At 61.6% G+C, this 25,257-nt stretch carries 25 protein-coding genes; 5 read left to right on the top strand and 20 right to left on the bottom strand.

Going from position 1 to position 25,257, the window contains the following annotated elements:
* Window positions 1-7: 7 nt before the first annotated feature.
* Both HMPREF2912_RS10820 and HMPREF2912_RS10815 read right to left on the bottom strand, forming a co-directional pair.
* Complete coding sequence (locus HMPREF2912_RS10820) at window positions 8-514, bottom strand: DUF6912 family protein (protein ID WP_186312152.1); 507 nt, start codon at window positions 512-514, stop codon at window positions 8-10.
* Window positions 515-526: 12 nt separating this feature from the next.
* Complete coding sequence (locus tag HMPREF2912_RS10815) at window positions 527-937, bottom strand: HAD-IA family hydrolase (protein ID WP_070522579.1); 411 nt, start codon at window positions 935-937, stop codon at window positions 527-529.
* A gap of 123 nt (window positions 938-1,060) precedes the next feature.
* Here HMPREF2912_RS10815 and HMPREF2912_RS10810 point away from each other — a divergent pair, with 123 nt between their 5' ends.
* Window positions 1,061-1,582, top strand: a complete 522-nt coding sequence (locus HMPREF2912_RS10810; protein WP_227486282.1) for a hypothetical protein — start codon at window positions 1,061-1,063, stop codon at window positions 1,580-1,582.
* On the opposite strand, the gene HMPREF2912_RS10805 is transcribed toward HMPREF2912_RS10810, so the two are convergent.
* The 9 genes from HMPREF2912_RS10805 to HMPREF2912_RS10765 form a co-directional block, all read right to left on the bottom strand.
* Complete coding sequence (locus tag HMPREF2912_RS10805; RefSeq protein ID WP_246816531.1) at window positions 1,579-1,905, bottom strand: hypothetical protein; 327 nt, start codon at window positions 1,903-1,905, stop codon at window positions 1,579-1,581. The genes HMPREF2912_RS10810 and HMPREF2912_RS10805 overlap by 4 nt on opposite strands.
* A gap of 179 nt (window positions 1,906-2,084) precedes the next feature.
* On the bottom strand, window positions 2,085-4,637 hold the full coding sequence (gene secA / locus HMPREF2912_RS10800) for a preprotein translocase subunit SecA (protein WP_070684137.1): 2,553 nt from the start codon (window positions 4,635-4,637) through the stop codon (window positions 2,085-2,087).
* Between the two features lie 271 nt (window positions 4,638-4,908).
* Window positions 4,909-5,553 (bottom strand): ribosome hibernation-promoting factor, HPF/YfiA family, encoded by a 645-nt coding sequence (gene hpf, locus HMPREF2912_RS10795; protein ID WP_070522571.1) that lies wholly within the window; start codon window positions 5,551-5,553, stop codon window positions 4,909-4,911.
* A gap of 171 nt (window positions 5,554-5,724) precedes the next feature.
* Window positions 5,725-6,405, bottom strand: coding sequence for a ComF family protein (locus HMPREF2912_RS13275; RefSeq protein WP_070684135.1), 681 nt, complete (start codon window positions 6,403-6,405; stop codon window positions 5,725-5,727).
* Between the two features lie 21 nt (window positions 6,406-6,426).
* Entirely contained in the window at window positions 6,427-8,136 is a 1,710-nt protein-coding gene (lpqB, locus tag HMPREF2912_RS10785) for an MtrAB system accessory lipoprotein LpqB (RefSeq protein ID WP_070522565.1), read from the bottom strand.
* On the bottom strand, window positions 8,133-9,806 hold the full coding sequence (gene mtrB / locus HMPREF2912_RS10780; RefSeq protein WP_255365779.1) for an MtrAB system histidine kinase MtrB: 1,674 nt from the start codon (window positions 9,804-9,806) through the stop codon (window positions 8,133-8,135). Before mtrB ends, lpqB begins: the two co-directional genes overlap by 4 nt.
* A 69-nt stretch (window positions 9,807-9,875) precedes the next feature.
* On the bottom strand, window positions 9,876-10,562 hold the full coding sequence (mtrA, locus tag HMPREF2912_RS10775) for an MtrAB system response regulator MtrA (RefSeq protein WP_070684131.1): 687 nt from the start codon (window positions 10,560-10,562) through the stop codon (window positions 9,876-9,878).
* 1 nt (window position 10,563) lies between these two features.
* A complete protein-coding gene (locus tag HMPREF2912_RS10770) occupies window positions 10,564-11,184 on the bottom strand; it encodes a dTMP kinase (protein ID WP_070684129.1) in 621 nt (206 codons plus the stop codon).
* 33 nt (window positions 11,185-11,217) lie between these two features.
* A complete protein-coding gene (locus HMPREF2912_RS10765; RefSeq protein WP_070522555.1) occupies window positions 11,218-11,571 on the bottom strand; it encodes a DUF4259 domain-containing protein in 354 nt (117 codons plus the stop codon).
* 377 nt (window positions 11,572-11,948) lie between these two features.
* Here HMPREF2912_RS10765 and HMPREF2912_RS10760 point away from each other — a divergent pair, with 377 nt between their 5' ends.
* A complete protein-coding gene (locus HMPREF2912_RS10760) occupies window positions 11,949-12,881 on the top strand; it encodes a DNA-directed RNA polymerase II (RefSeq protein ID WP_070597294.1) in 933 nt (310 codons plus the stop codon).
* 30 nt (window positions 12,882-12,911) lie between these two features.
* Here HMPREF2912_RS10760 and manA read toward each other — a convergent pair whose 3' ends face one another.
* Entirely contained in the window at window positions 12,912-14,141 is a 1,230-nt protein-coding gene (gene manA / locus HMPREF2912_RS10755) for a mannose-6-phosphate isomerase, class I (RefSeq protein ID WP_070522550.1), read from the bottom strand.
* A gap of 9 nt (window positions 14,142-14,150) precedes the next feature.
* Complete coding sequence (locus HMPREF2912_RS10750; RefSeq protein ID WP_227485841.1) at window positions 14,151-15,104, bottom strand: exopolyphosphatase; 954 nt, start codon at window positions 15,102-15,104, stop codon at window positions 14,151-14,153.
* Window positions 15,105-15,133: 29 nt separating this feature from the next.
* On the opposite strand from HMPREF2912_RS10750, the gene cobA reads away from it, so the two are divergent.
* On the top strand, window positions 15,134-15,862 hold the full coding sequence (gene cobA, locus HMPREF2912_RS10745; RefSeq protein ID WP_070597292.1) for a uroporphyrinogen-III C-methyltransferase: 729 nt from the start codon (window positions 15,134-15,136) through the stop codon (window positions 15,860-15,862).
* Window positions 15,863-15,884: 22 nt separating this feature from the next.
* Here the strand turns inward: cobA and HMPREF2912_RS10740 are convergent, their stop codons facing one another.
* The 4 genes from HMPREF2912_RS10740 to HMPREF2912_RS10725 are packed head-to-tail and all read right to left on the bottom strand — an operon-like array spanning window position 15,885 to window position 19,523.
* The gene (locus HMPREF2912_RS10740) at window positions 15,885-16,901 is read right to left on the bottom strand and encodes a sulfite exporter TauE/SafE family protein (protein WP_070597290.1); all 1,017 of its coding nucleotides are present in this window, start codon (window positions 16,899-16,901) and stop codon (window positions 15,885-15,887) included.
* Window positions 16,894-17,586 (bottom strand): sirohydrochlorin chelatase, encoded by a 693-nt coding sequence (locus HMPREF2912_RS10735; RefSeq protein WP_070597287.1) that lies wholly within the window; start codon window positions 17,584-17,586, stop codon window positions 16,894-16,896. The genes HMPREF2912_RS10740 and HMPREF2912_RS10735 overlap by 8 nt, the downstream gene beginning before the upstream one ends.
* Before the next feature lie 21 nt (window positions 17,587-17,607).
* Window positions 17,608-17,856, bottom strand: coding sequence for a hypothetical protein (locus HMPREF2912_RS10730; protein WP_070597285.1), 249 nt, complete (start codon window positions 17,854-17,856; stop codon window positions 17,608-17,610).
* Window positions 17,853-19,523: a nitrite/sulfite reductase gene (locus tag HMPREF2912_RS10725; RefSeq protein ID WP_070597284.1), complete on the bottom strand. Its 1,671-nt coding sequence runs from the start codon at window positions 19,521-19,523 to the stop codon at window positions 17,853-17,855. Before HMPREF2912_RS10725 ends, HMPREF2912_RS10730 begins: the two co-directional genes overlap by 4 nt.
* A 229-nt stretch (window positions 19,524-19,752) precedes the next feature.
* Between HMPREF2912_RS10725 and HMPREF2912_RS10720 the strand changes: the two genes are divergently transcribed.
* Together HMPREF2912_RS10720 and HMPREF2912_RS10715 are read left to right on the top strand one after the other, a co-directional pair.
* Entirely contained in the window at window positions 19,753-21,105 is a 1,353-nt protein-coding gene (locus tag HMPREF2912_RS10720) for an FAD-dependent oxidoreductase (protein WP_070684127.1), read from the top strand.
* 182 nt (window positions 21,106-21,287) lie between these two features.
* On the top strand, window positions 21,288-22,574 hold the full coding sequence (locus tag HMPREF2912_RS10715) for a hypothetical protein (protein WP_070597280.1): 1,287 nt from the start codon (window positions 21,288-21,290) through the stop codon (window positions 22,572-22,574).
* Between the two features lie 93 nt (window positions 22,575-22,667).
* Here the strand turns inward: HMPREF2912_RS10715 and HMPREF2912_RS10710 are convergent, their stop codons facing one another.
* Genes HMPREF2912_RS10710 through HMPREF2912_RS10700 form a run of 3 tightly spaced genes read right to left on the bottom strand, consistent with a single transcriptional unit; the run spans window position 22,668 to window position 25,214 of the window.
* The gene (locus tag HMPREF2912_RS10710) at window positions 22,668-23,318 is read right to left on the bottom strand and encodes a DUF2625 family protein (RefSeq protein WP_168166652.1); all 651 of its coding nucleotides are present in this window, start codon (window positions 23,316-23,318) and stop codon (window positions 22,668-22,670) included.
* Between the two features lie 36 nt (window positions 23,319-23,354).
* Window positions 23,355-24,722 (bottom strand): phosphomannomutase/phosphoglucomutase, encoded by a 1,368-nt coding sequence (locus HMPREF2912_RS10705; protein ID WP_070597276.1) that lies wholly within the window; start codon window positions 24,720-24,722, stop codon window positions 23,355-23,357.
* 48 nt (window positions 24,723-24,770) lie between these two features.
* The gene (locus HMPREF2912_RS10700; protein ID WP_083299235.1) at window positions 24,771-25,214 is read right to left on the bottom strand and encodes a DUF3499 domain-containing protein; all 444 of its coding nucleotides are present in this window, start codon (window positions 25,212-25,214) and stop codon (window positions 24,771-24,773) included.
* Between the last annotated feature and the right edge of the window lie 43 nt (window positions 25,215-25,257).

Genomic DNA, 25,257 nt, shown 5'->3' with positions numbered 1-25,257 from the left:
AAAATGCTTAGAGAAGCTCCACGAGGATAGGCAATTCGGTCGGGTCATAGAAGGCCATGAAATTATCCAGGGCATCACCGACGGCGAGCTCAGCATCTTCGTCACCAAGGTCGGCGTTATCGATGGCGTCGATAGCCTTGGCAGTAGTGGCTTCGGACTCTTCGATGTCCACGTGGATGGCCTGAAGATTGTCCTTCGTGATGGTCGCGGGATCCAGCGCCACGACCGGTTCCCCCATGTCCGGCTTCGGGGTCACCACGGACTCGTCCACGTCGACGGAAATGACGACTCGGCGGTGCGGAAACTTCTCCTCATCACCGATAGCCAAGAGCCTCAGCGAAGCCATAGATGCTTCGAGGAAAGCGGAGTATTCGATCTCTTCCTCGTCACCCTCGGTGTAGAACTCGCGCAGCGCGGGGGTTAGCGCAAAACCCCAGCCGCTGCGGGCAGTAAGCTGGCCGGTTTCCTCGAGCTCAGCCAACATGGAAAAGGTTGCCGGCAGGAAGACGCGCACATCCTTCGACACTTAGAACTCACCTTCAATGTCGAAGACTGCCTGAACCTCTACGCTCGTGCGGTCGAAGACGGTGTAGAGCATGCCGACCATGCCGTTTTCCACCGCCGCACGTACGTTAACGATGGAGTCATCCACCATGACACAGTCATTAATCGGCAGATCAATGGCATCCGCTGCGGCTTGGAAAGCAGCGCGCTCCGGCTTCTCAGCGCCGACCTCACCAGAAAGCACAACGGCATCAACGATGCCGCGGTATTCCCACTCACGAATGTGCTCAGCGCCCGGGCCGCCCGGATCGTTGGAAAGGATTGCGGTGGCAACTCCGTTTGATTTCGCGGCGGCGAACAGATCCCGCCAGCGCTTGACGTCTTCTTCGGTGCCGTCAAGAACGCCTACAAAATCGACGATGAGTCCACGCATATTATCTACCCTTCGCATTGAACTGTGTTTATCGTCCGAAAGTATAGCGAACATACCGCCTGCCCGCTCTCACCGGCTTATGCACTGCAGTGCTCTAGCCGCATATAGGCCTACCGTGGCACAATGAACGTGCGTCCACCTTCCTTCACCGCGCCCGCCCCGAACCTAGCCTTCGTGCACTCCTCCGCCCCGCTTATCGCGGAAGAGGACGCGATCCCCATGTACACCCCCATCCCTGGCATGAGCCATTTGCAGCTGTATGTCGCCCCACAACGTATCCGCTACGAGCGTCAACCTACTGCGGGTGACCTCGCTACGCGGAAAGAGATCCACGGGCTTGTAGTCATAGTTCTAGAAGTTGCCGCCGCGCTGCGGCCTTTGAGTCATCTCAACAACCCACGTTTTGCACCGGAAATTGCAAACCATGTCCGTGCTTGGCGGAAGGCCCAGGCGTCTTCGGAGTGGCGCGGAGGGATGGCGCTGCGTAGCTTGCATGCGCGCTCGAATGGCGAGTTCTTCGGCTCGGTGCTGATGGGATCGACGCGACGCGCCTTTACCGGCGCCGCCGTTGGACGGCACCTGAGTTCCTTCCGGTTGCTTTCAGTCGGCATGCATCCCCACGGCAATGGGGAGCCGGAAGTTTAGAAAAGCGACCCCAGCTTGATCAAGATTGGCGTCCAGTCGATGCCCGCGAATGCAGCGGAAGCACTCACCAAAGCCAAACTGATACCGCCGAACATCGTGGCCCCCACTACCGGTGATTTCTTGGTGGATTCTTCCGCACTTTCCGGCGTGGCCACTGCGCCACACTCGGTGGGAACAATGTCCTGGGAGCTGAGTACCGTGTCCTTGGCGGATTCATCTCCCTGCGAGCTCAAGACAGAAGAGAGCTGGCAGTGTTCTTCGGGAGCAAGCTCCACAGCAGATGCAGCCGCGCCGCCACCCAGCAGGGTGGCAGATGCGAACACGGATAGACCTACTCGCACAGACAAGCGGCGCATACTCACTCAACCTCCGAAGAATAATAATTACTAATTTGCCAGTATATACCTAAGTGCCTCCAATAAAAAAGACGCCGCGGGGAGCACTTCCCACACGGCGCCTCGCTGCACCTCAGCGCTCAATAACGCTGTGATGTTGGCATTTACTAGGCTTCCGCCTCGTCCGCGGCGTTCGCCTCTTCCTGAGCCTTGAACTGTTTACGCAACATAAACAGCTGGCGCACAGTTTCTTCCTTCACAGCTTCGTTCATGGCGTTGAACATGTCGCCGCCCTCCTTCTGGTATTCCACCAGAGGATCACGTTGTGCCATTGCACGCAGTCCAATGCCCTCCTTGAGGTAGTCCATCTCATAGAGGTGCTCACGCCACTTCTGATCAATGATCGGCAAGATGATCATGCGTTCTGCATTGCGCATCTGGCTCTCGCCGCCGATGCCGCTGACGGACTCTTCAAGTTTGTCGTACTCGGAGTTGGCATCAGCCACCAGTGCATCGCGCAGCTGCTCGGCGGAGATTTCGCCGGCGGAGCCGTACTCGGTACCGTCGACAAGCTCCTCATGCGTCTTGGTCGGCCCATACAGGGACTCCAAGGCATTCCACAGCTCGTCGAGGTTCCAGTCCTCCACATAGCCGGTGGCCGTAGCACCCGCCACGTAGGCAGACACGGTGTCGTCGATCATCTCGCGGATGTTGTCCTTGATGTCGCTGGCCTCAAGGATGTCGTGGCGGGTAGCGTAAACCACCTTGCGCTGTTCGTTCAGCACCTCGTCGTACTTGAGCACGTTCTTACGCATCTCAAAGTTCTGGTTCTCGACCTGCGCCTGTGCGCCCTTAATAGAGTTGGACACCATCTTGGCCTCAATTGGCACGTCATCCGGCACATTGAGGCGGTTCATCATGTTCTCCATGGACTGGCCCACGAAGCGCACCATGAGCTCATCACGCATGGACAGGTAGAAGCGGGTCTCGCCCGGGTCACCCTGGCGTCCGGTACGGCCGCGCAGCTGGTTATCAATACGACGCGACTCGTGACGCTCGGTGCCCAGCACGTACAGTCCGCCGGCCTCGCGGACCTGGTCACCCAGCTTCTTGGAGTGTTCCTTTTCGCGATCGATTTCGGCGTCCCAGGCCTCCTGGTACTTCTCTTCATCTTCGAAGGGATCGAGGCCGCGATCGCGCAGCTTTTCATCCAGGATGACCTCGGGGTTACCGCCGAGCACGATATCGGTACCACGGCCAGCCATGTTGGTGGCTACGGTAACGGTGCCGGGGCGACCGGCACGGGCGACGATCTGGCCCTCTTCCTCGTGGTGCTTGGCGTTAAGCACCGAGTGCTTGATCCCGCGCTTGCTCAACAACTGGGAGAGGTATTCGGAGCGCTCCACCGAGGTTGTACCCACCAGCACCGGCTGGCCTTCGGCGACGTGTTCCTCAATGTCATCAACCACCGCGGCGAACTTCGCCTCTTGGGTCTTGTAGATACGGTCGGAGTGGTCGATACGTTGGTTCGGCTTGTTCGTCGGAATCGGAACCACATCCAGACCATAGATGGAGTGCAGCTCGGCTGCCTCGGTCTCTGCGGTACCGGTCATGCCGGAAATCTTCTCGTACAGGCGGAAGTAGTTCTGGAGCGTAACGGTGGCCAGAGTCTGGTTCTCGTTCTTAATCTCCACATCTTCCTTAGCCTCAATGGCCTGGTGCATGCCCTCGTTATAGCGACGGCCAGCAAGCACGCGACCGGTGAAGCTATCCACGATGAGAACCTCGCCGTTGCGGACGATGTAGTCCTTATCACGGGTGAAAAGCTCCTTGGCCTTCAGGGCGTTGTTGAGGTAGGACACCAGCTGGGAATGCTCTGGGGCGTAGAGGTTCTCAATGCCCAGCTGGTCCTCAACGAATTCCACGCCTTCCTCCAGCACACCGATGGTGCGCTTCTTGTGGTCCACCTCGTAGTGGATGCCTTCGCGCATCTTCGGCGCCAGCTGGGAGAAGACGCCGTAGAACTGGGAGGAGCCGTCAACCGGACCGGAAATGATGAGCGGGGTACGGGCCTCATCGATAAGGATGGAGTCAACCTCATCCACGATGCAGAAATTATGGCCGCGCTGGACCGTGTCATTGAGCGAGCGGACCATGTTGTCGCGGAGGTAGTCAAAGCCCAGCTCGTTGTTGGTGCCGTACGTAATATCGCACGCATATGCTTCCTTGCGATCCGCAGGGCGCATCTCAGAAAGGATGACGCCCACGGTAAGCCCCAGCCAGCGGTGGACACGGCCCATCATCTCGGCGTCACGCTTGGCCAGGTAATCGTTGACCGTCACGATGTGCACGCCCTTGCCCTCCAGCGCATTGAGGTAGGCCGGCAGCAAGGAGGTCAGGGTCTTGCCCTCACCGGTGCGCATCTCGGCGACGTTGCCGAAGTGCAGGGCTGCACCGCCCATGATCTGCACCTTGTAGTGCTTCTGGTCGAGCACTCGCCAGGCTGCCTCACGCACGGTGGCAAAGGCTTCGAGAAGAATGTCATTCATCTTCTCGCCGTCCGCCAGGCGCTTCTTAAACTCGTCGGTCTTAGCCTTTAGCTCATCATCCGACAGCGCCGCGAATTTATCTTCTAGGGCAATAACATCATCTGCAATTTTAGCCAGGCGCTTGACGGTGCGTCCCTCACCGGCACGGAGCAGCTTGGAAAGTCCAAACACGTCTAGATAATCCTTCTTGTCGCGACAAATAAGTTAACTCGTCGCCATTGTACTCACTAGCTTTTCTGTAATGATTCGCCACCCAACCCAAAGTGCGAATCCGGCCACTGCCCCGCGCCCCTCTTGCGGCCTCCTCCCCACGCAAAGCTCAGCAGACAGGGATTAATAGATGTTAATAGAGGCATAAGAAGGCTCCCTGCCCTGCTGCGCGCGTGCGCTGCGGGGCAGGGAGCCTGTGGGTTGGGGCGCTAGGCCCTTGAAGGCTTAGGCCTTAAGCATCAGCATCCGTCAGGGAGATGAGACCGTAGTCGAATGCGTGGCGGCGGTAGACCACGGAAGGCTTGTTGTTCTCTTCGTTGATGAAGAGGTAGAAGTCGTGACCAACCAGCTCCATCTCGCTGAGTGCATCATCAACAGACATCGGGGTAGCTGGGTGCTCCTTGAAGCGCACAACCTGGCCCGGGCGAACGTCCTCGACGGTCTCTGCGTAGGGGTCGATGTAGCGCTCTTCCTTGGCCGGCTTGGCTGCTTCAGCCTCTGCGACCAGCTCAGCAGCAATCTCACCAGTACCCTTCTGAGCGCGGTGGCCGGACTTCACGTTCTCGCGACGTACCTTGACCTTGCGCAGGGAGCGCTCCATCTTGCCCAGGGCGGTTTCGAGCGCCGCGTAGAAGGAATCTTCCTTGGCCTCGGCGCGTGCGATGTGGCCCTTACCGGTGGCGGTGATCTGCAGGCGCTCAGCCTCGGACTCGCGGCGCGGGTTCGGCTCGTGCTGCAGCTCCACGTGGAAGAACGTCAGGGTCGGATCAAGACGCTCGATCTTGGCCAGCTTTTCAGTGACGCGATCCTGGAAGTGCTCCGGAACCTCCACGTTGCGGCCGGTGATGGTGACCTGAGCGTTGGTCTGCTGGGACATTAAATGCCTCCCTATTCTCGTGGGGACTGAATGACTGCACATTCTGCGGACGCTCACAGCCCTGTGATGAGGGGCTTGATGCCCGCTTCCCTGTGACACCCCTCATGCTACCACTGGTCATAACCAACCCGGTCAGTGGCCCCCTCTGCGCATGCTTGGCGACGCCCCTCCCTACGCATCTGCCAGCACAATCGCACCGGCCACGTCACCCCCGATGGCCCACACGCGAGCGGCGCTGGCGCGAAGAGTTGCTCCGGTCGTGATGACGTCGTCGACAAGCAGCACACTGCGTCCCACCAGCTCGCGGGCACAAGGCCGCAAGAGCACTGCCCTGCGCATATTGTCGGCGCGTTCCACCGCGCCGAGCTGCGACTGGTCCGCACTACCTTCGGCCGTGCTCAAGGCATTGACCACGTCCCAGCCCGGAAGCCGGGCGGACGCCGCCTGGCACAGCGCAGCGACGGGATCACCACCGCGCTGGCGGGCCGACGACGCGCGTGTGGGCGCCGGCACGAGCAGCGCGGTCTCCGGAATATCGCCGCGTGCGCGCAGGTACTCGATTCCGGCAGCCAACACCGCACCGAGGTGAGCTCGCACCGCCTGGTGCCCGCGCTCCTTCATTGCGATGATGACCCCACGGCGAGTATCGGAATAGGGGCCAAGGGCCCAGGCCGGAAAACCTAGAGGCTGCGGACGTTCCACGCGGCGTGGCACCTGTCGAAGGTGTTCCTGGCAGGCCGTGCACAGCACCCCGCCTGCAGTGGTCTCACCGCCACACCCCGCGCACGGGCGCGGCAGGAACAGCTCCAGAAATGCGGCGGCGGCCTCCCCTATCCCCCGGTTTTTCGGCATGCGCCCCACTCTAGCGCGACTCTAGCGCGCGATGATGGGTGAGGAGCGCACGCCCTGCAGACCTTCGACCTCACGCCAATAGGAGCGCTCGGACCCGCCCGCAGGAAGCTGCAACAGGGCGTGCGCATCGGTGACGTAGTGCGTCGACGGTGAGGACGCCACCGCCACCACGGGCGCGGTGATGTTTCCGGTAGGCAGTGTTGTTGCCGAAGAACCATCCTGCTCGATGCGCCACACCGGAGAATTCGAAGCGGAGGTACCCACGAGCAGGGAGCCGTCCGTCTGCCACTCCACCGACAGCGCCGAACCGGTCAGCTCCGGGCCCACCTGGTGGACGTTGACAATGCGGCGCTCTCCCGACGTCGCGCGGGCAACCACACCGGTGTACACGCTGCCGTCGATAATCATGGCTATACGCGCTCCCGTGAGTGACAGACGGATGACCGAAATCTCTCCCTCCACGTTCTCCAACGCAGAGGTGTCAACCTCGGCGGTGCTCAGCTCTCCGGTGGCCGGAGAACGCGTCACGCGGACCACGTGTTTGCCGTCGACGACGGTCCACGCCACCTGGCCGCCCACCTCAAAAGTGGGGCGGGCCAAAGTCTCGCCCTTGATCGAATTCTCGAGCTCGTGGCCCAGCTCGCCCATCGTTAGCTGCGACTCCTTCTCGGAGCGCTTGCGCACGGCGGCCACCATCCCCTCATCGGAGATATCGGCGGACTGAATGTCATGAATCTGCCCGGCCATGCCCGGCACCTCGGCGCTGCCTTCACCCTTAACCTCAAGCAGCGAACCATCGTTGACTGCATAAAGCTTGGGCACCGATTGGGCGGCTACCTCGGGGTTAAACTCCGCGAAATCATCAATGGTCATCTCCTCCATGCCATCCACAAGCGGGCTGCCATCGATGGTGGCGCGGACGGAGTTCGTGATCTCGGCGTTGTTGAGGGTCCACACCAGCTGGGCGGCGAACTTAAGGCGCTCCTCCTGAGTCATCGAAGCCATGCCGCTGAACTCATAGACTCCATCATTGATTCCCAAAAAGGTGGCGTCCTTGGGGATCAGGCTGGAAGTTGCCGGCGCGATATCGGAGGATGGTCCCTGCAGCAACAGCGTGACCAGCTCCGAGGCAATCGAATCCTTTCCCGAATAAAGCCAGCGACGATCCGCCACAAGCAGGCGTTGAGTCGTATCGAAAAAGTACAGCGACTGCGGGCGATAGCGATTGCGCAATTCGGTGCGCTCAATCACGGCACCGGTAGGCAGATCCGTAATGCGCCATTGCCCATTGAATTGGCGCAGCCGAACGGTCGCCTCAAGACGCGAGTTATCGGGGACATAGGCCCCGCCGTTGGCCAGACGGCCGATGATATTGCCGCGCACCGAATACTCCAGGGCACCGTCCTCCATGTTCGAGGTCACCAGATCGATGGAGTCCACCACGAGAACGGTGTCAGTAGGGTCCCAAGAATTGGCTATCTCAGAGGAAAGGAAGGTGCGTGCGGCAGCGTAGTTTCCGGTGGGAATCGCCACGGCCGAATAGAAGTCACGGACAAGCAAGTCAGGTTCGCTATCGGCGCGCGGCTCGACGACGGCATCGTCGGCCCGGTCATGCGGTTCGAAGGTACTAATCACCTGCGGATCGGTGTTATGTGGCAACGTCGAACAACCAACGAGAGCGGTGAGTGCGACGCAACTGAGTACTGCGAGCGGGCGGCGGGCTGGAATCATCGCTGAGCCTCCTCCTCGAAGTCGGACACGCTGTCTTGGTTAAAAGGCGGCTCCACGGCGCGGGCCTCACGCTCGGAGGGCCACACAATCCCGTTGTCCGTTTCTGCTTTAACCGCAGGAGCCTCCGGATCAGCGCTCAGCTCAAGAGCGGATTGTTCCTCTGCTTCTATGGGCTTCGGTGCCCCCGGCTCTTCCAGAGCAATGGGCTCGGACTCCACCTGCTGCCCCGGGGTGCGTGGAAGGATCAATCGGAAGCGCGAGCCTATACCGTAGTAGCCGATGGCGTCGAGCGTGCCCCCATGGAGCACGGCATCCTCGCGAGCGATGGCAAGGCCCAAGCCGGTTCCACCAGAATGGCGCTTGCGCGAAGAATCCGCGCGCCAGAAGCGGTTGAACACCAGCTCTTCTTGGCCTTCCTTGAGCCCCACACCGGAGTCGGTGACGGCGATGCCGACGGCGTCCTCAGTCGCGCCGACGTCCACGATGATGGGATTGCCCTCAGAGTGGTCGATGGCGTTCGCGAGCAGGTTGCGCAGGATGCGCTCGACGCGACGCGAATCGCATTCCACGGCGACGGGTTCCTCCGGCACATGAACGACGACCTCCACTCCGAGCTCCGAGGCGAGGTGCTCCACTTGGCTCAGCGCGGAGTCCACGCAGGAGCGAATGTCGATGGAGGCCGTGGAGAGGTCAGCCACGCCGGCATCGTGGCGAGAGATCTCCAACAGGTCCGCGAGCAAGTCCTCGAAGCGATCCAGCTCCTTGATGAGCAGCTCCGCCGAGCGCTTGGTGTAAGGGTTGAATTCATCCGCATCTTCCGCGATGACATCCGCCGCCATGCGCACCGTTGTCAATGGCGTGCGCAGCTCGTGGGACACGTCAGAAGTGAACTGCCGCTGGAGATCGCCATACTCCTCCAGTTGGGTGATCTGCTTAGACAGCTTATCTGCCATGTCGTTAAAGGAGGAGGCGAGGCGGCCCATTTCATCGTCTGAGTTGACCACCATGCGCTCACGCAGGTGGCCGGCAGCAAAGCGCTGCGCAATGCGGGAGGCGGAGCGAATCGGGACGATCACCTGCTGGGTGGCCAGCCAGGCGATGCCAACGAGGAGGACAACCACCACCACTCCGGCAGCCGAGAGCAAACCACGCATGAGCGCCATCGTGGATTCCTCAGATTCCATTGACAATACGAGGTAGACCTGGGTATTCGGGATGTCGCTTTCAATGGGCGTGCCCACCATCAGCGCGTTGTAGGTTGCTCCCGATTGCTGGTCCACCGTGGCGTATTGCTGCACGACTTGGCCCCGGCCAACGAGCTCGCGCATCCCGTCGGGGATGCGGTAGCCCTCCGGGGACGTCGTGGCCGTGCCGTCGGAATTCTCCACGACGATGACCGGTTCATACACGGCCTGGGCGTCGGGTTGTTGCGCCGATAATTGGCCCAAGGCGGCGCGTGCAGAATTGATGCGCACCTGCGTTGAGTTTGCCGTACCGGTGGCATCGATCTGCTGTTCCACGGCCACGCGGGCGCGATCGAGCTCCTGTAGCGCCGTGTCCTCCTTCTGGCTCACCAGCTGCTGCGTCAGCACCGACACCAGCGCGTAGGCCAGGATGATCATGACCACCGTGGAGGCCACCAACATCATGCCCAGGACACGTGTCTGCAGGGAGGTGCGCCAGCGCTCGACGACGCCATCCCGGACTCGCCTTAACCAACCAAAAATAGCGGCAGTCCTTTACTCGGCGGTTTTCCCGGTCTTATACCCCACGCCGCGCACGGTGAGGACGATGTGTGGATCCTCGGGGTCGTGCTCAATCTTCGCGCGCAGGCGCTGGACGTGCACGTTGACAAGGCGCGTATCGGACGCGTGGCGGTAACCCCAGACAGATTCAAGCAGCGCCTCGCGAGTATGCACCTGGCCGGGCTTGCGCGCCATCTCCAGAAGAAGGTCGAACTCCAGCGGAGTCAGCGAGATCTCCTCGCCGCCCTTGCGGGTAACGGTGTGCTCGGGGACGTCGATAAGCAGGTCCCCCACCTCAATAATTTCTCCCGTGCCTCCATCGATTCGACGCAGGCGCGCGCGGATACGAGCGATGAGCTCCTTCGGTTTGAAGGGCTTGGTGATGTAATCATCCGCCCCCGATTCGAGGCCGAGAACCACATCAACGGTGTCTGTCTTCGCCGTCAGCATGACGATGGGCACCGAGGACTCAGTACGAATGGCGCGGCAAATATCCACGCCATTCATGCCCGGAAGCATGAGATCCAACAGGATCAGATCCGGGTCATGCTCGCGGAAGGCCGGGATCGCCTCATTTCCATCGTTAACGGCAATAGGCTCCAGTCCTTCTGCCTCGAGCACGATGGTGAGCATTTCGGCGATTGCCGGGTCATCATCCACGACCAAGATTTTCGGTGCCACTTTATTGTTCTCCTACAAGCTCCTTGACAGCTTGGATAATCATATCGGCATCCGCGGTGGCGATCCACCGCCCTGCCCACTGCTGATCTGCTAGGCGACGGTAGGCGGCCGCCGTGCGTGACTGCAACGCGGCATCGCGCTCATAGCGGTCGCGATTGCGCCCTTCATCCTCTGCTGCACGGGCCACGGCACGCTGACCGGCAAGGGCGACGTCGGTATCCAAAAAGATCTGCAGCTGCGGCACCGGCAGGCCGAAGCGTTCAAACTCGAGCTCATAGATCCAATCGACGATGAGCTCACCGCCGACCCGCGCGGCGGAATACGCGGCGTTGGACGCCACATATCGATCCAAGATGAGCAGGCTATCCGTGGACTCAGCGGCGGCAAGGAGCTGTTCCTTGGCACCGCGCCGATCCAACGCGAAAAGTGTAGCCATTCCATAGGCCGAATCGGTCAGATCTCCCATACGCCCATACAGGGCTTCCTGCGCGAGCTGCGCATGGATGGACTCTTCGTAGCGGGGAAAGCTCAAGACTTCGACATCGCAGGCTAGTTCTTCCCGCAGGCGCTGGGTAATGGTGTTTTTACCCGCGCCATCGATTCCTTCAATACTGATCAGCATGCTGTTATGTCTAGCGTGTACCTAGCGCTGCCGTTAGGACAGGGCCTCAATAAAGGGCTCGAGGTCGTAGTCTTCCTCCACCTCTTCGAGCAACTCCAGGGCATGCTCGTTGAGGTTTTCACTGCCGGATCCGGCGAGATCCCGGATGAAGGGATAGTCTTCGACGACTTCTCCGGCGCTGAACGGGGCGCCTGCCCAGATCGCGGCTATCGTGGCCGCCGCCAAGGCGTTACGCTGCTCCTCTTCAGTCTGTTCTTCGCCCGAGACCGCAAGCGCGCAGGCATCATCTACCGCGGCAACGATTTCTTCATCCTCGAGGTCTGCCAGTTCATCCAGGAAGTCGACGTTGACCTCGTCGGCGAAGATGTCCTCATCCCATGAGCTCATTGCTTTCTCCTTCATCCTTAAGTGAATTAGGGGTCTGTGTTTTTATCCGCGTTCCTGTATCCACGGTGGGCCGGTGCAGCTTCGCGGGCGGGCGCTCCGCGCAGCCGGTATCTAATCCAATTTCTACCATTCTTTAGATGCCCTCATGCAAGGCTTCGGTCAAGAGCGCGGTTTTATTACGGTCACATCGCTCCGTGCCGTCTTCCGACTGCCCCTCCTCCTGCCCTCCTCCATATGTTGCATTTCACCCACTGCCCTATACCACGCCTGAACGGGGAATTTTGCCCAGGCCATTTACTATCTCCAGATTCGTGTTATCGTTGTTACCGACTTGTGACATTTACGCAGGCTTTTGTGCAGGAAGGAGAGCGCCCCGCATGACGAGCAGTTCACGCCGCATCTTGGTCTTTGTCGCGGCCGGCCTCCTCTGTGCCGTCGCCGTAGGCGTCGCAGTGTGGCGCATCAGCGCGCCCGAATCCGTCGTGTCTAAGCCCTCCGCTGCCACCGCTGTGTCGAGCACCGCATCTTCCGCTCCCTCGACAACGCATTCCTATACGACCACGGCTACCCCGACGTCCACGCAGTCGAAGCAATCGAAAACTAATGTCGCCGCGCCGGCAGAGGATCCCTACCTGGCGCCGAATGCCGTGGTGAACCGCACGGAGCCGGTTGGCCCCACGGCCGTCTACCGCCCAGACAATGTTTCCTCACTGCAGAACCAGCAGCCGCAGGCAACTCCGAACAATCCGTACCCGCAGGCGCCGGTCAGCATGGCCCCTGCCGTGCCGCCAACGGACGGCTCTACTCCGGCCTCCGAAACACCGATTCCGGGTACTCCTCAGCAAAGCTCCGAGCCCACTCAGCCGTCGGCCACGCCGGAATCTCAGACCGCCGTGCCGCAAGAGGGCCCAGTGGAGGACCAGGACGGCAGCCAGCCCGCTGAGCAGCCGCAACCCAAGGAACCTACGCCCTCGCAGAACACTGGAGTTCCTGAACCGCTTGGCTCCTTCATCCCGCACCCCGCCGGGTTCACTCAGAACGCGCCCGCGCCTGATGCGGAGCCGAAAGCGCAACAGGGCGAGCCTATCGATGTCGCTCCACAGGGCGGCGAGGTACAAGGCGCCGATGTAGTGGAAGCAGTGGAGCGCGAATCCGCGGCTTACCGCACCAACGAGGCCGCCCCGACTCCCGCCGCGCCGACGGATGATGCTCCCGCGGCGGCAGAGCCTTCCGCAGCGACCCCCACCGCTGCTCATTTAGCCGACAACGGCGAAACTACCGCCGCATCAGCATTGACGCAGTCCGCCTAATACCCGCGCCGTTAACTAAACGGCCGCCGACTAAACGCGGGCGATAAACACCTCGGCGTCTTCGCCACCGGTGGAACGAACGATGGCGGCCGGGTCGCTAGCGGGAATCCACGCCGCGTGACCCGCGCCAAGGCTGACGTTTTCTGCCTCGGCATTGCTCAATGCCACCGAGCCGGAGGTGCACAACACAATCATGGGGCCATCGCTGTCGACCTCGACGCTCTCCTCACCAGAAAGCTCGACGCGATCCAGCAGGAACTCCTCAATCGGCACTGGGTAGGACCATGCCTCTGCACCCTTTATGCCTCCTGTCTCGGCTGCGTCTTTCAGGTCCACGCGCGGATCTTCTGCCGCCTGGTAGGTGAGGACTTTAACCAGCTCGGGGACGTCAACAAACTTCGGGGTCAGGCCACCGCGCAGCACGTTATCGGAGTTAGCCATGATCTCTACACCCAGGCCAGAGACATAGGCATGCAGCTGCCCAGCGTCAAGGTAAATCGCCTCCCCCGGCTGCAGGACGATGTGATTGAGCAGCAACGCGCCCAACACGCCGATATCCCCCGGATATTGCTCGTTGAGCTTGGCCACGGTTGCCATCACGGTGGCCATCCACGGCTCGCCCGCCTGGTTGCCGCGCAGGCGCTCGCCCGCCGCTACCACCGCGCTGATCAGCTCCTTGCGCTTGGCACCCGGGATCGTAATCCACGTGGTAAACAGCGCGCGGAGGCTGTCGCCTTCAGCGGCAGGATCGGTGTCGAGCATGCCCTCGTAGTGAGCCAGTTCTTCGCAGTCCAAGGCCGCAAAGAGGCTGCGGGTCTGCGCTAGCGGACGGAAACCCGCCATGGCGTAGAACTCCGTGAGCGCCACGATGAGCTCTGGCTTGTGGTTGTCATCCTTGTAGTTGCGGTTTGACGCCGTGAGGTCGATTCCCGCCGCGTTCTCGCGGGCGAAACCTTCCTCGGCCTGCCGCTTCGAAGGGTGCGCCTGCAGCGACAGCGGCTCTGCAGCCGCCAGAATCTTCAGCAAGAAGGGAAGGCCGGCGCCATACTTGTCAGCCACCCGCTGCCCCAGCTGGCCTTGCGGATCCGCCGCGATGATCTCATCCAGCTTTTCTCCCTCAATCGTTGAGGGATCCGCCGGGTGCGCACCAAACCACAGCTCAGCAACCGGGCTTTGAGCCTCGGGCTCGCCGAGCAGCGTCGGAATCAGCGTGCGCGAGCCCCACGAGTAATTGCGGGCAGCACTGGTGAGCAACTTCATTGACTTCCTCTATTTCACGTCGTAGGCGGTCGCGGCATAACTGCGCGTAATCAACTGCAGCGCGCGGGCCAATTCCCCACAGGAGGTATCGGCGCTCGCCGCTGCGAACGAGTGGGGAAGGTTCGCCTCTTCCTGTCCCCATAAAACAATTTTCAAGGGTACCAAAGGCTCTTCCGATTCAAACGGGTCATAGAAGATGTCCGTCGGATTTGTCTGCAGAATCGGCCCTAAGCCTTCCGCGTCGACGACGGTCCCGCCTAGCCCATGGACTGCCCACAGCGTGCCCGCCATGCGGGCAACGAGAGCGTCGAGGTGCACCCGCGTGCGCTCCTCCGAGAACGCATAGGGATCGGGTCCACAGCTGTGGATGATTCGTCCGCCTTCCACAAATTCACGCAACGCGCGCCCGGGGTTCGTCGTGGAATCGCGCTGCGGTGACAGCGCTTCCAGCTCACGGTCCACGGCATCGGCAACGTCCTCCAACCGGCGGGAGACCAACACCGGGTCTTCGCTTAACACCGCGCTCACCGCATGCACGGCCGTGATGGCGCGCACCGGTGAAATCCCTTCGGCCGTGGGAAGGGTGTCGATGACGACGGTGTCCTCAGGAGCATCCTCGATTTCATTCAGCAGAATCGTCGTCGCCCCTCGGCGCGCGGCGTCGTGCAGCGCGCGCTCTGCCCATGGGCTATCCCCCGCCACCACCACGACGTCGAGGGCACCGGTAAAGAGCGGCAGCGATTCGCTGACCATGATGGGAACCTCAGCGGGCTCGGCTAGGCCCACGGCGACGTGGGCAGCGGCGCGGGAAACCTGGTCAGCGGCAAGGACGACGATGCTGCGCGGGCGCAGCCCACCCAGCACGCGAGCCAGCTCCGGTACGGCGGCGGCCACCACGCGAGCTTGCGCGCCTTCGTGGGCGATGTCAAAGAAGCTCACGGATTCGGGGTCATAGGAAGTCATAGGCCCGAGCATAGCTAGGATGAGTGGCCATGAGCATTCATCCGGTAGTCCTTGTCGGCGGCGGCCCTGGCGCGTGGGATCTCATCACCGTGCGCGGCATGCGGGCGCTGCAGGAAGCCGAGGTCATCGTGGCTGATCACCTCGGCCCCACTGCCCAGCTGGATAAGCTGTGTGATGTTGACGCCAAGGAGCTTATCGACGTCTCCAAGATCCCCTACCGCGCCCAAGTGGCCCAGGAGCGCATCAACGAGGTCCTCATCGAGCACGCCCTGGCAGGCCGCCGCGTGGTGCGTCTGAAGGGCGGCGATCCTTATGTATTTGGTCGCGGCTTCGAAGAGCTCACCGCACTTACCGCCGCGGGTCTCCCGGTGGAGGTCATCCCCGGAGTGACCTCGGCGGTGGCCGTCCCCGCGCTGGCAGGAACGCCGGTGACTCACCGTGGCGTCGTCCATGCCTTCACGGTGGTCTCCGGGCACCTGCCGCCAGGCCACCCCAAGTCCTTGGTGGATTGGGCAGCACTCGCGCGGTCTGGGGCCACGCTTTCGGTCATCATGGGCGTGAAGAACGCGGCGGCCATTGCCACCGCGCTGATCGACGCCTCCCTCTCACCCCACACCCCCGTGCACATCATCCAGGAGGGCTCCCTCGATGGTGAGCGGGCCTTCCACTGCGAGCTCGCCGAACTAGGACCCACAATGGAGGAAAACTCGGTGGCTCCACCAGCGGTCATTGTTATCGGCAAGGTCGCCGGACTCTAGTCAACGCCAATACGGCACGTTCCTAGGATCGCGGCGAGCTCACTCCGACGGGTTCTGATTCCTCCGCAGGAGTGCCGGCAGGAAAGCCATCGCGTCCGGTCGGCTCCGTGGTTTCGACAACGCGGTTGCCGCCCCGCTGGGGCGCGGTGTTGGAACCGCTGCGCTCGTTTTCCTTGCCGCCAGCGCGGCGCGCACGGCGGGCATTTCCCCACACGGTCACCGCCACGCCCAGAACGAACGCGATGGACTGCACGATGAGGGTCTGCGGGTGCTGCAGGGCCCACCCCAGAGCTTTGGGGATGTTGAGCACCACGATGGCCGTTCCGACGAATCCACCGAGGAGCGTGGGATTGATGCGGGAAATGAGCCACGCCGCAACCGGCGCAGTGATCGCCCCGCCGATAAGCAGGGCCACGACCGCGGCAGCGTTGGCCACGATTTCTTCCCAGAGGCCAACGATGAAGCCTGCCGTCGCGCCAAAGGTAACAAGGAATTCTGCGGTGTTGACGGTGCCGACAATGCGCCGCGGTTGTTCGCGGCCGACCGCCAACAGTGTCGAGGTGGAAATCGGGCCCCATCCGCCGCCACCCGAGGCGTCGACGAAGCCTCCCACCACGCCGAGGCCGGCGAGGAAAGGAGTCGAATGCGGCCGGGATTCTCGCGGTGCGGCGCTGCGCGTTCGCGAAAAGCGCCAGACCAGGTTGATGCCCAAGGCGATGAGGATGGCGGAGGTTACGGGCGCGGCTGCTTCCAGTGAGAGGTTGGACAGAACCGTCGCCCCGATGAAGGCAGACAGGCCTCCCGGCACACCGAGCTTGAGCACGGTGGGCCAGTGCACGTTGCCGAAGCGCCAGTGGCTGATTCCGGAGACCAGGGTGGTGCCGAGCTCCGAGGTGTGCACTACCGCAGAGGCTGTTGCCGGCCCCAGACCAGCCAGCAGCAGGATGGTCGTGGAAGTTACGCCAAAGCCCATGCCGATGCCGCCGTCGACAAGCTGCGCGGCAGCACCCGCCAGCGCGATGAGGATGAGGCTACGCATGGGCCACCTCCGCATAGCGATGGGACACAATGCCGGCGAGGGCCTCCCCTAGCGGAGGGAGCACACGCCTGGGCTGCTCACTGGTATGCCTAGAATCCCCTTCGAGGCGATCCAAGAGCAAGCCGGGACTCACGAAGAGCGGCACTACGACCTCCTGGCTCCCCTCCGGCCCCACGGGCCGGCGCTCGCCGCGCGTAGCAAAAGAGACCTCCGCCGCGCAGCCGGTGAGCTCGCCCACGCGCCTTGCTAGGTCAGCTACCGCAGCATTAGCACGCTCATCGGAGGAACCGACGGAGTACACCACGACGGTATCCGTTCCTTCCGGCACCTGCTGCGCGAGCAGCCTGGCCATGTCCTCACCAGTGCCGAGGCCACGTGCTTGGTGGAGGGTGACTCCGGAAGCCGCGGAGGCCTGGGCCAGTGCGGCGGGAACGTCGACGCGCTGGTGGTAGCCCTCTGTAAAAAGCAAGGGCACAACAACCGCCTCGCGCACGCCTTGTTCAGCAAGGTTGCGCGCGGCCTCTTCGAGGGGAGGATCGTTGAACTCGAGGTGCGCGGCGGTGGCTGGCGCACCGGCAAGCTCGCCGGCAGCGCGGGTCAGGGCCGCCACGCTCGCTGCGGCCGCGGGATGGCGCGAGCCGTGCGAGAGGGTCAGCAGTGCGGTGGTGGAATTCGGGGCTGTCATGGCTGGGCGGTGTCCTTTTTCCTAGGCGGTGGCGGTGGAGTGGCCGCGGCGAGCGAGGGAGCGCTGCAAAGCCTCCGTTGAGGACACCGCCGGCGCGGGCGCTACCGGGGCATCGTCTTGGCCGTGGAAGCGTACGGAAAAGATGCGGAGGCACTCTTCGCACTTCCATGCGAAGTCATCTTCTTCATCGGGGAACAGGTTGGTCCCAGCGCAATAGGGGCAGTAGGCGGGATGGTTGCGGTTGGGGTTGGGCTTGCGGCGGAAATTCATTGCAAGTCCTCCTCGTCCGCGCGCAGCACCCAGTGGCGGAACTGCTCGCCGTCTTCGCGCTGCTCCTTATATTTATTGACCAAGCGGATGACGTAGTCGGGCACTTCATCGGCCACCACCTTGTGCCCGCGCAGCTTGCGCCCCCAGTCCGGGGATAGGCCGAGGGCACCGCCGAGGTGGACCTGGAATCCTTCGACGCGATTGCCATCAGCATCGGTCACGATCTGTCCTTTAAGCCCGATGTCAGATACCTGCGAGCGCGCGCAGGCATTGGGGCAGCCGTTGAGGGCGATGGACAGCGGCACATCGAGGTCGCCAAGGGTATCTTCCAGGATGTCGACAAGCTCGATGGCGCGGGCCTTGGTGGTCACGTGGGCGAGCTTACAAAATTCCAGGCCGGTGCAGGAGATGACGCCGCGGCGGAACTCCGAGGGCTGGGAGTACAAGCCCGTCTCATCCAAAGCGCGGGACAGGGCGGGGATATCCTCTTCCGCGACGTCGAGGAAGAGAAGCTCCTTCATCGGGGTGGTACGGATGCGGTTGATTCCGAATTTCTCGGCCACGTCGGCGATGGCGATGAGCTGCTCGCCGGTGGCATGCCCCACAGTGGGCTTGACACCCACGTAGAACTTGCCGTCCCGCTGGCGGTGCACGCCGAGGTGGTCGCGGTTACCGGGGGCGATGGGGAGCGGGAGGCCGTCGAGAAGCGGCGCGTCCAGATACTCCTCTTCTAGGACCCTGCGGAACTTCTCAATGCCCCACTGCGCCACCAAGAATTTCAGGCGCGCGCGGTTGCGGTTTCGGCGGAAGCCATAGTCGCGGAAGATGCGCGCAACACCGGCCCACACCTCAGGGACGCGCTCAAGCGGGATCCACGCGCCAAGGGATTGCGAGAGCATCGGGTTGGTGGACAGGCCTCCGCCCACGAAGCAATCGAAGCCCGGCCCGTACTCGGGGTGCTCGGTGCCAACAAAAGCGATGTCCTGGATTTCGTGCGTCACGTCCTGCCGGGAGTTACCAGAAATGGCGGTCTTAAACTTGCGCGGGAGGTTGTGAAACTCCTCGCGCGGGAGATAGTTGTTCTTAATCTCCTCGATGGCCGGGGTGGCGTCGATAATCTCGTCGGCCGCCACACCCGCTACCGGTGAGCCAAGGATGACGCGGGGCACGTCGCCGCAGCCCAGCAAGGTATCCAAGCCGACGGAGCGCAGTTTCTCCCAAATAGCGGGGACATCTTCAATCTGAATCCAGTGCAGCTGAATGTTCTGGCGGTCCGTAAAGTCCGCGGTGGAACGGGCATAATCGCGGCTAATCTCGCCTACCGCGCGCAGCTTGGCGGGATCCGCGCGGCCCCCGTCGAAGCGCACGCGCATCATGAAGTATTCATCCTGCAGCTCGGCGTTGGTGAGCTTGGAGGTCATCTCACCGCCCAGGTTCTGGTTGCGCTGGGTATACAGGCCCAACCACTTAAAACGCGGGGCAAGATCCTCGGCGGGGATGGAGGAGAAGCCCTGCTTCGAGTAGACATCGATGACGCGCTGGCGCACGGCTAAAGCGTCGTCGGCCTGCTTGATCTCCTCGTCAGCGTTAAGCGGGGCGGTGCCGTCGATCTTCCACTGGCCTTCCGGTTTTTTCGTGCGTGGCTTTCGCTGTGTGGCGGTGGTCATAATCTGCTGCCTTTCGTCGGTTACTGAAAACCTACCGGTCTAGCCAAAACAGACAAAGCAGTCTTTTTTATTTTCGCCCGAATATGCAAAGCACGCTGGGTTTATGCCACAATGTTCTCCGAATGTAATTAGGCCCAGTTGCCCTACAGCAGACAAGCCGGTTCAATGAAACCCACGCTTGTTTAGACCTAAGCTTTCGTTAGTTACTACAACATTCCGAAAGGCCATCATGACCCAGCAGCCCCTGAAAGTAGCCGTCATCGGCGCCGGCCCAGCCGGCATCTACGCCTCCGACATCCTGGTGAAGAAGACCGGCGGCAACGTTCAGATCGATCTCATCGAGCAGATGCCAGCCCCCTTCGGGCTCATCCGCTACGGAGTGGCTCCGGACCACCCGCGCATTAAGGGAATCATTAACTCCCTGCACCGAGTGCTCGACACCGAACAGATCCGCCTTCTGTCCAACATCACTGTGGGCCGCGATGTCACCGTCTCCGAGCTTGAGGAGTACTACGACGCCGTCGTCTTCGCCACCGGCGCCGTTGGTGACCGGGGCATGCAGATCCCGGGCTCCGATCTCGAGGGCGTCCACGGCGCCGGCGAGTTCGTCGGCTTCTACGACGGAAACCCGCGCTTCGAGCGCTCCTGGGACCTGTCCGCCACCGACGTCGCCGTGATCGGCGTGGGCAACGTGGGCCTCGACGTGGCCCGCATCCTGGCCAAGACCGGCGATGAGCTTAAGGAAGCCACCGAGATCCCCGATAACGTCTACGAGTCCCTGGCCAAGAATCAGGCCACCACCGTGCGCGTCTTCGGCCGCCGCGGTCCGGCACAGGCTAAGTTCACGCCGCTGGAGCTCAAGGAGCTCGACCACTCCCCCACCATCAACGTGGTGGTGGACCCGGAGGACATCGACTACGACGAGGCCTCCCTCAAGGCCCGCGAAGAGGCCAAGTCCTGCGATCTGGTGTGCCAGACTCTAGAAGGCTACGCCATCCGTGAGCCCAAGGATGCCCCGCACACCCTGCAGATTCACCTCTTCGAGCAGCCTGTCGAGTTCATCGGTGAGAACGGCAAGGTCACGGCGGTGAAGACCGAGCGCACCGCCCTCAACGGCGATGGCTCCGTCACCGGCACCGGCAAGTTCACCGAGTGGCCGGCACAAGCCGTCTACCTGGCCGTGGGGTACCGCTCCGATGCCATCGAGGGCGTTCCCTTCAACAAGCAGAAGAACGTCATCAACAACGACGGCGGCCACGTTGTCGACCTCGACGGTGACGTCGTGCCGGGCCTCTACACCACCGGCTGGATCAAGCGCGGCCCGGTGGGGCTCATCGGCAACACCAAGTCCGATGCCACGGAGACCATCGGCATGCTGCTTGCCGACGCCGATGCGGGCAACCTCTCCCACTCCCGCGAGGAGGACATCGTGGAACTCTTCAAGTCCAAGGGCTTGGAGCACCTGACCTGGGAGGGCTGGAAGAAGCTCGACGCCGCCGAGCGCGCACTGGGTGAGGCCGAGGGCCGCGAGCGTAAGAAGTTCGTCGAGTGGGAAGAGATGGTCACCCACTCGCGTGACTAAGGCGCACGCGCCGAGCACCTAACCGTGCATGTCTAAGACAAACACAGCGGGCGCGGGGAGGAAGCACACACGCTTCTCCCTGCGCCCGCTGTGCGTTTCGGGAGGCCCGTGCAGCCAATCATTACGATGGTGGCGCACGCGTCCTTAGAATGGAGCCCACCCTCATCCAAGGCAGATAAGATTTGACTTTCGAGATTGCATATAACCAGCCCACAGCGTTTTTCTGGCAAGACCTTGAATCCACCATCGCCACAGTCAAGAGCAACTTTGATCCGCTTTTTCTCAACTTCGTTGAAATTGACAAACCCACTAAGCCACTATCAAATCTCGATCGAGTCTGGATCTTCCAAGAACAAAACGGAGTAACCGCGGTGAGCTATTCGCTCGACGAGTCAGATCGCCTTTTCCAGCTCCTCATTCACGTCCATGAAGAACTCGAACATCCGCCCCTAGGGATGGCGATTACGAAGACCGAGGTTTCCCAGCAATGGGTACTCATTACTTACTCGAATCAGCTAGATGCGATGACGCGTTCCTACTCCCAACATTGGCTCGGGAAAAAGACCACCGAAGATTCAATGGCTCCCGACTTTCCAGTAAAAGCTCAAGATATGAACGAACAGCGCCTTCTCGAATTCCTTGAAGAAAACGGCCTCGACGTTGCCATGTCTTCAGCTTCACCAAGAAATGCCCGATATTTCCTCGTCACAAACCGAGAACCGACTCTAGAGGAGTGGGAGGAATACTATTCCCGCATGGGAAAACTGAGTTACTCTACAACCAACAATGGCACCAGCGACGGAGCAACAATGAGCACAGAACGAGTAATCATCCACCTCCCAACCACTCCAGCCGCGCCAGATGAGATCTACAACCTCGTGATCTCCGCTAGCCAGGCAGAAAACCACTTCTCGCAACAAGCTCTGCAGCTCTACCAATACCTCACCAAAGTATTAGCGCCACACAACATAGCTGTGGAGCTCACCGGATCAAATTGCCTTGCCATCAGCGATTTCGACGACCACATCGCCCAGTTACTCCTATCCGTCAGCCCCGTGCTTTCCTACTTCGCAACGCTCACCGTCCTCGAGAACGAGCAGTTGGTGTGGACATTTGGTGATGAAAACTCAAACTTCACCACCGAGACGATGGAGTACCAAGCGCCTTGGGCTAGTCTCCGCAGCATTCCTTACTGGATTGATTACATCACTACAAATGCTTGGTCACTAGCGAACCTCAATGTGGGAACCGATCCGCGGGATTTCCTGATCATCAGTGACAACACCAAAATTGAGCATTACATCCAGTGTTACTTCAGCCCAGACAGCAACAACTACCGCGTAGAAATGCGCCTCGGCGATGCTCTGCACCACTACTGGTGCGATAAGAACGACGCCGCAAGTGTCATCCAAGAACTCTCCACCTGGATGTCTGCCCCAACCACTCCACCGCTGGGTGGAACAAACTAGATATTTCATAGCTCACCACTCAAGGTTGCGCGTGCGGTGAAAGCAGTTTGAGTAAATTGAGCTGACCCGTGGCCACTCCTAGGCGGTGCAGTGCTACTTGGTGCCCAGCAGTTCCTGGATGCTGACGACCGCCTTCGTCGCCTTGCTCACGTCGCTGCCCTCGACAGAGGAGGGCGGCGGGTACAGGAAAATGCCCTGCGTGAGCGCCAAGGACGCCACATCGTCCTGCCAGCCCGGCCAGCGCAGCCCCTCAAAGACCACATCGAGGCCACCACCCAGCGCAGCAAGAAGGAAAGCCGAGTAGCCGCCACCAAGCCTGTCCCATGTGAGGGTGTCCGGCCCGAAATAGCAGACCTCGCCGGGCGCAACACCCAGCGCACCGCCGTCGATGGCGAATAGGCCGCCGAGGACATCGTGCCCGACAATCAGCTCGCCGGGCGGCGCCGACATGTCGCCTCCCAACCCGTTGGCTTCGGCAATGCTCGGCAAGTGTTCGCTGCCGCCGCCGTACAAACGTATCCAGCCGTGGTCGACGACAATGCCGCCGGTGTGCAAAGCGACAGCTCCCATCGTCGACGCGGCGGTAACCTGCAGCTCCCACAGCGAGCGCCGCCCTCGCTCTGAGTCAATGGGCAGCACGACTGCATCAGATTCGGCCAGCGGCTTCTGCAGGTGGGGCCAGGCCGGTTCGTCGACGGCAATGAGACTTTCGATGTCACGCACGGAGGCTCCTTCGCTTGTCATGTTCATGCCTTCAGCTGGAGGGGCGGCGGCGGTTTTCTAGGCGCGGATGATGCCGAGGACCTCGTCGACGATGGCCTGCACCTCGTCGGCAGTCTTGGCCTCAACGTTGAGGCGCAGCAGCGGCTCAGTGTTGGAGGCGCGGACGTTGAACCACGCGTCGGTGCCCTTCAGCTCTACGGTCACGCCATCGAGTTCGTCGACGGACTCAATCTTGTCCGCCAACTCATCGAGCACGCGCTGCGTCGTAGCCTTCTGGTCCTCCACAGTGGAGTTGATTTCACCCGAGGCCTCGTAGCGCGAGTACTGCGCCATGAGCTCGCTCAGCGGCTTGTCCTGCTCACCCAGAGCAGCCAGCACGTGCATGGCAGCGAGCATGCCGGAGTCCGCATTCCAGAACTCCTGGAAGTAGTAGTGCGCGGAGTGCTCGCCACCAAAGACCGCCTTCTCCTTGGCCATCTGGGCCTTGATGAAGGAGTGACCCACGCGGGTACGCACGGCCTTGCCGCCCTTCTCCGCGATGAGCTCCGGAACGGTCTTGGACGTAATCAGGTTATGGATGACGGTGGCACCAGGGAACTTATCCAGGTAGCGCTCCGCGACCAACGCACAGATGGCGGACGGGGACACCGGCTGGCCCTTCTCATCCACCACGAAGCAGCGATCCGCATCGCCGTCGAAAGCAAGGCCGATATCCGCCTTCTGTTCGACGGTGAACTTCTGCAGGTCCACCAAGTTCTTCGGATCCAGCGGGTTAGCCTCGTGGTTGGGGAAGGTGCCGTCGAGCTCAAAGTAGAGATCCCGAACGTCGAAAGGCAGGCCCTCAAAGACCGCCGGGACGGTGTGGCCACCCATGCCATTCGCGGCGTCGACAGCCACGACCAATGGGCGGGAGTTCTCCAGCGGCACCAGGCCGCGAAGGAATGCCGCGTAGTCCGGAAGAACCTCACGCTCAGTGACGGTGCCCGGCTCACCGTCGAAGGCCGGGGTGCCGTCGATCAGCATGTCCTTGATCTGCTCCAGCCCCGTCTCCTGCCCCACCGGAACAGCGCCCGCGCGGCAGAGCTTGATGCCGTTGTACTTAGCCGGGTTGTGGGAGGCGGTGAACATAGCGCCCGCGCAATTGAGGTGGCCGGCGGCAAAGTACAGCTCATCGGTGGACGTGAGGCCGAGCTGGATAACATCAAGGCCCTGCGCGGCAGCGCCCTCAGCAAAGGCGGCTGCCAGCTGCGGGGAGGACGGACGCATGTCGTGGCCTACTGCCACGGTGGTCTCCCCTTCCCCGCGGAGGATGGCGGCGTAGGCCGCGCCAGTATCGCGCACGAGGGTTTCGTCGATGTCCTCACCCACGACGCCACGGACGTCATAGGCCTTGATCACTGCATTGAGCTGTTCACGAGTTCGCATAACCCACAAGCATACCCCCGTCAGTCGCGGTAATCCGCGTGCGACGAACTAGTCGGCGTCCGGAACCACCGTCAGGTGAGCTCGGCGGCGCTGGCGGGCATCGTGGACGCGGCGGGTTCGGAACACAGGGTGGTTCGAATTCCGCGGATCCGCGCCGTCGAAAGTAGCGGAATAGTCAATGGGATCGGCGCCGGAACCAGCAGTGGAATCATCCACCAAGCCAGTGGTCACGCGCCCGGCCTCACGGACGGCCTCGGCGAGAGCTGTAAGGTCATCATCCTCATCAAGCTCGATGCGGTCAACGCGCACCATTTCCCATCCTTGCGGGGCGGTAATTCGTGCGCTGTGTTTTTCGCACAGATCCCAGGCATGGGGATCGGTTTCTTCGGAGAGCGGGCCCACGACGGCGGTTTGCTGCGCATAGGCGTAGGTCAACGTCGCCACGGCGGGACGGCCGCAGCCGGGGCGGGAGCAATGGCGAGAGCTATTCACGGGCCCAAGTCTAAACCCTAACTTGAGATTTAGATAGTTCAGC

Source organism: Corynebacterium sp. HMSC056E09 (assembly GCF_001813425.1).
Taxonomy (GTDB): Bacteria; Actinomycetota; Actinomycetes; order Mycobacteriales; family Mycobacteriaceae; genus Corynebacterium; species Corynebacterium hesseae.
Note: the sequence above shows the minus strand (reverse complement) of the source record. Positions and strands in the feature narration are given on the sequence as shown.

What these genes read in the sequence shown, in the direction of transcription:
- HMPREF2912_RS10730 (WP_070597285.1), bottom strand. Translation starts at nt 17,856, where the DNA reads ATGAATTTCCGCCGCAAGCCCAACCCCAACCGCAACCATCCCGCCTAC.
- HMPREF2912_RS10735 (WP_070597287.1), bottom strand. Translation starts at nt 17,586, where the DNA reads ATGACAGCCCCGAATTCCACCACCGCACTGCTGACCCTCTCGCACGGC.
- HMPREF2912_RS10760 (WP_070597294.1), top strand. Translation starts at nt 11,949, where the DNA reads ATGACGAGCAGTTCACGCCGCATCTTGGTCTTTGTCGCGGCCGGCCTC.
- HMPREF2912_RS10710 (WP_168166652.1), bottom strand. Translation starts at nt 23,318, where the DNA reads ATGACAAGCGAAGGAGCCTCCGTGCGTGACATCGAAAGTCTCATTGCC.
- cobA (WP_070597292.1), top strand. Translation starts at nt 15,134, where the DNA reads ATGAGCATTCATCCGGTAGTCCTTGTCGGCGGCGGCCCTGGCGCGTGG.
- hpf (WP_070522571.1), bottom strand. Translation starts at nt 5,553, where the DNA reads ATGTCCCAGCAGACCAACGCTCAGGTCACCATCACCGGCCGCAACGTG.
- manA (WP_070522550.1), bottom strand. Translation starts at nt 14,141, where the DNA reads ATGAAGTTGCTCACCAGTGCTGCCCGCAATTACTCGTGGGGCTCGCGC.
- lpqB (WP_070522565.1), bottom strand. Translation starts at nt 8,136, where the DNA reads ATGATTCCAGCCCGCCGCCCGCTCGCAGTACTCAGTTGCGTCGCACTC.
- HMPREF2912_RS10810 (WP_227486282.1), top strand. Translation starts at nt 1,061, where the DNA reads ATGAACGTGCGTCCACCTTCCTTCACCGCGCCCGCCCCGAACCTAGCC.
- HMPREF2912_RS10750 (WP_227485841.1), bottom strand. Translation starts at nt 15,104, where the DNA reads ATGACTTCCTATGACCCCGAATCCGTGAGCTTCTTTGACATCGCCCAC.
- HMPREF2912_RS10720 (WP_070684127.1), top strand. Translation starts at nt 19,753, where the DNA reads ATGACCCAGCAGCCCCTGAAAGTAGCCGTCATCGGCGCCGGCCCAGCC.
- HMPREF2912_RS10725 (WP_070597284.1), bottom strand. Translation starts at nt 19,523, where the DNA reads ATGACCACCGCCACACAGCGAAAGCCACGCACGAAAAAACCGGAAGGC.
- HMPREF2912_RS10705 (WP_070597276.1), bottom strand. Translation starts at nt 24,722, where the DNA reads ATGCGAACTCGTGAACAGCTCAATGCAGTGATCAAGGCCTATGACGTC.
- HMPREF2912_RS10815 (WP_070522579.1), bottom strand. Translation starts at nt 937, where the DNA reads ATGCGTGGACTCATCGTCGATTTTGTAGGCGTTCTTGACGGCACCGAA.
- HMPREF2912_RS10765 (WP_070522555.1), bottom strand. Translation starts at nt 11,571, where the DNA reads ATGAGCTCATGGGATGAGGACATCTTCGCCGACGAGGTCAACGTCGAC.
- HMPREF2912_RS10770 (WP_070684129.1), bottom strand. Translation starts at nt 11,184, where the DNA reads ATGCTGATCAGTATTGAAGGAATCGATGGCGCGGGTAAAAACACCATT.
- HMPREF2912_RS13275 (WP_070684135.1), bottom strand. Translation starts at nt 6,405, where the DNA reads ATGCCGAAAAACCGGGGGATAGGGGAGGCCGCCGCCGCATTTCTGGAG.
- HMPREF2912_RS10740 (WP_070597290.1), bottom strand. Translation starts at nt 16,901, where the DNA reads ATGCGTAGCCTCATCCTCATCGCGCTGGCGGGTGCTGCCGCGCAGCTT.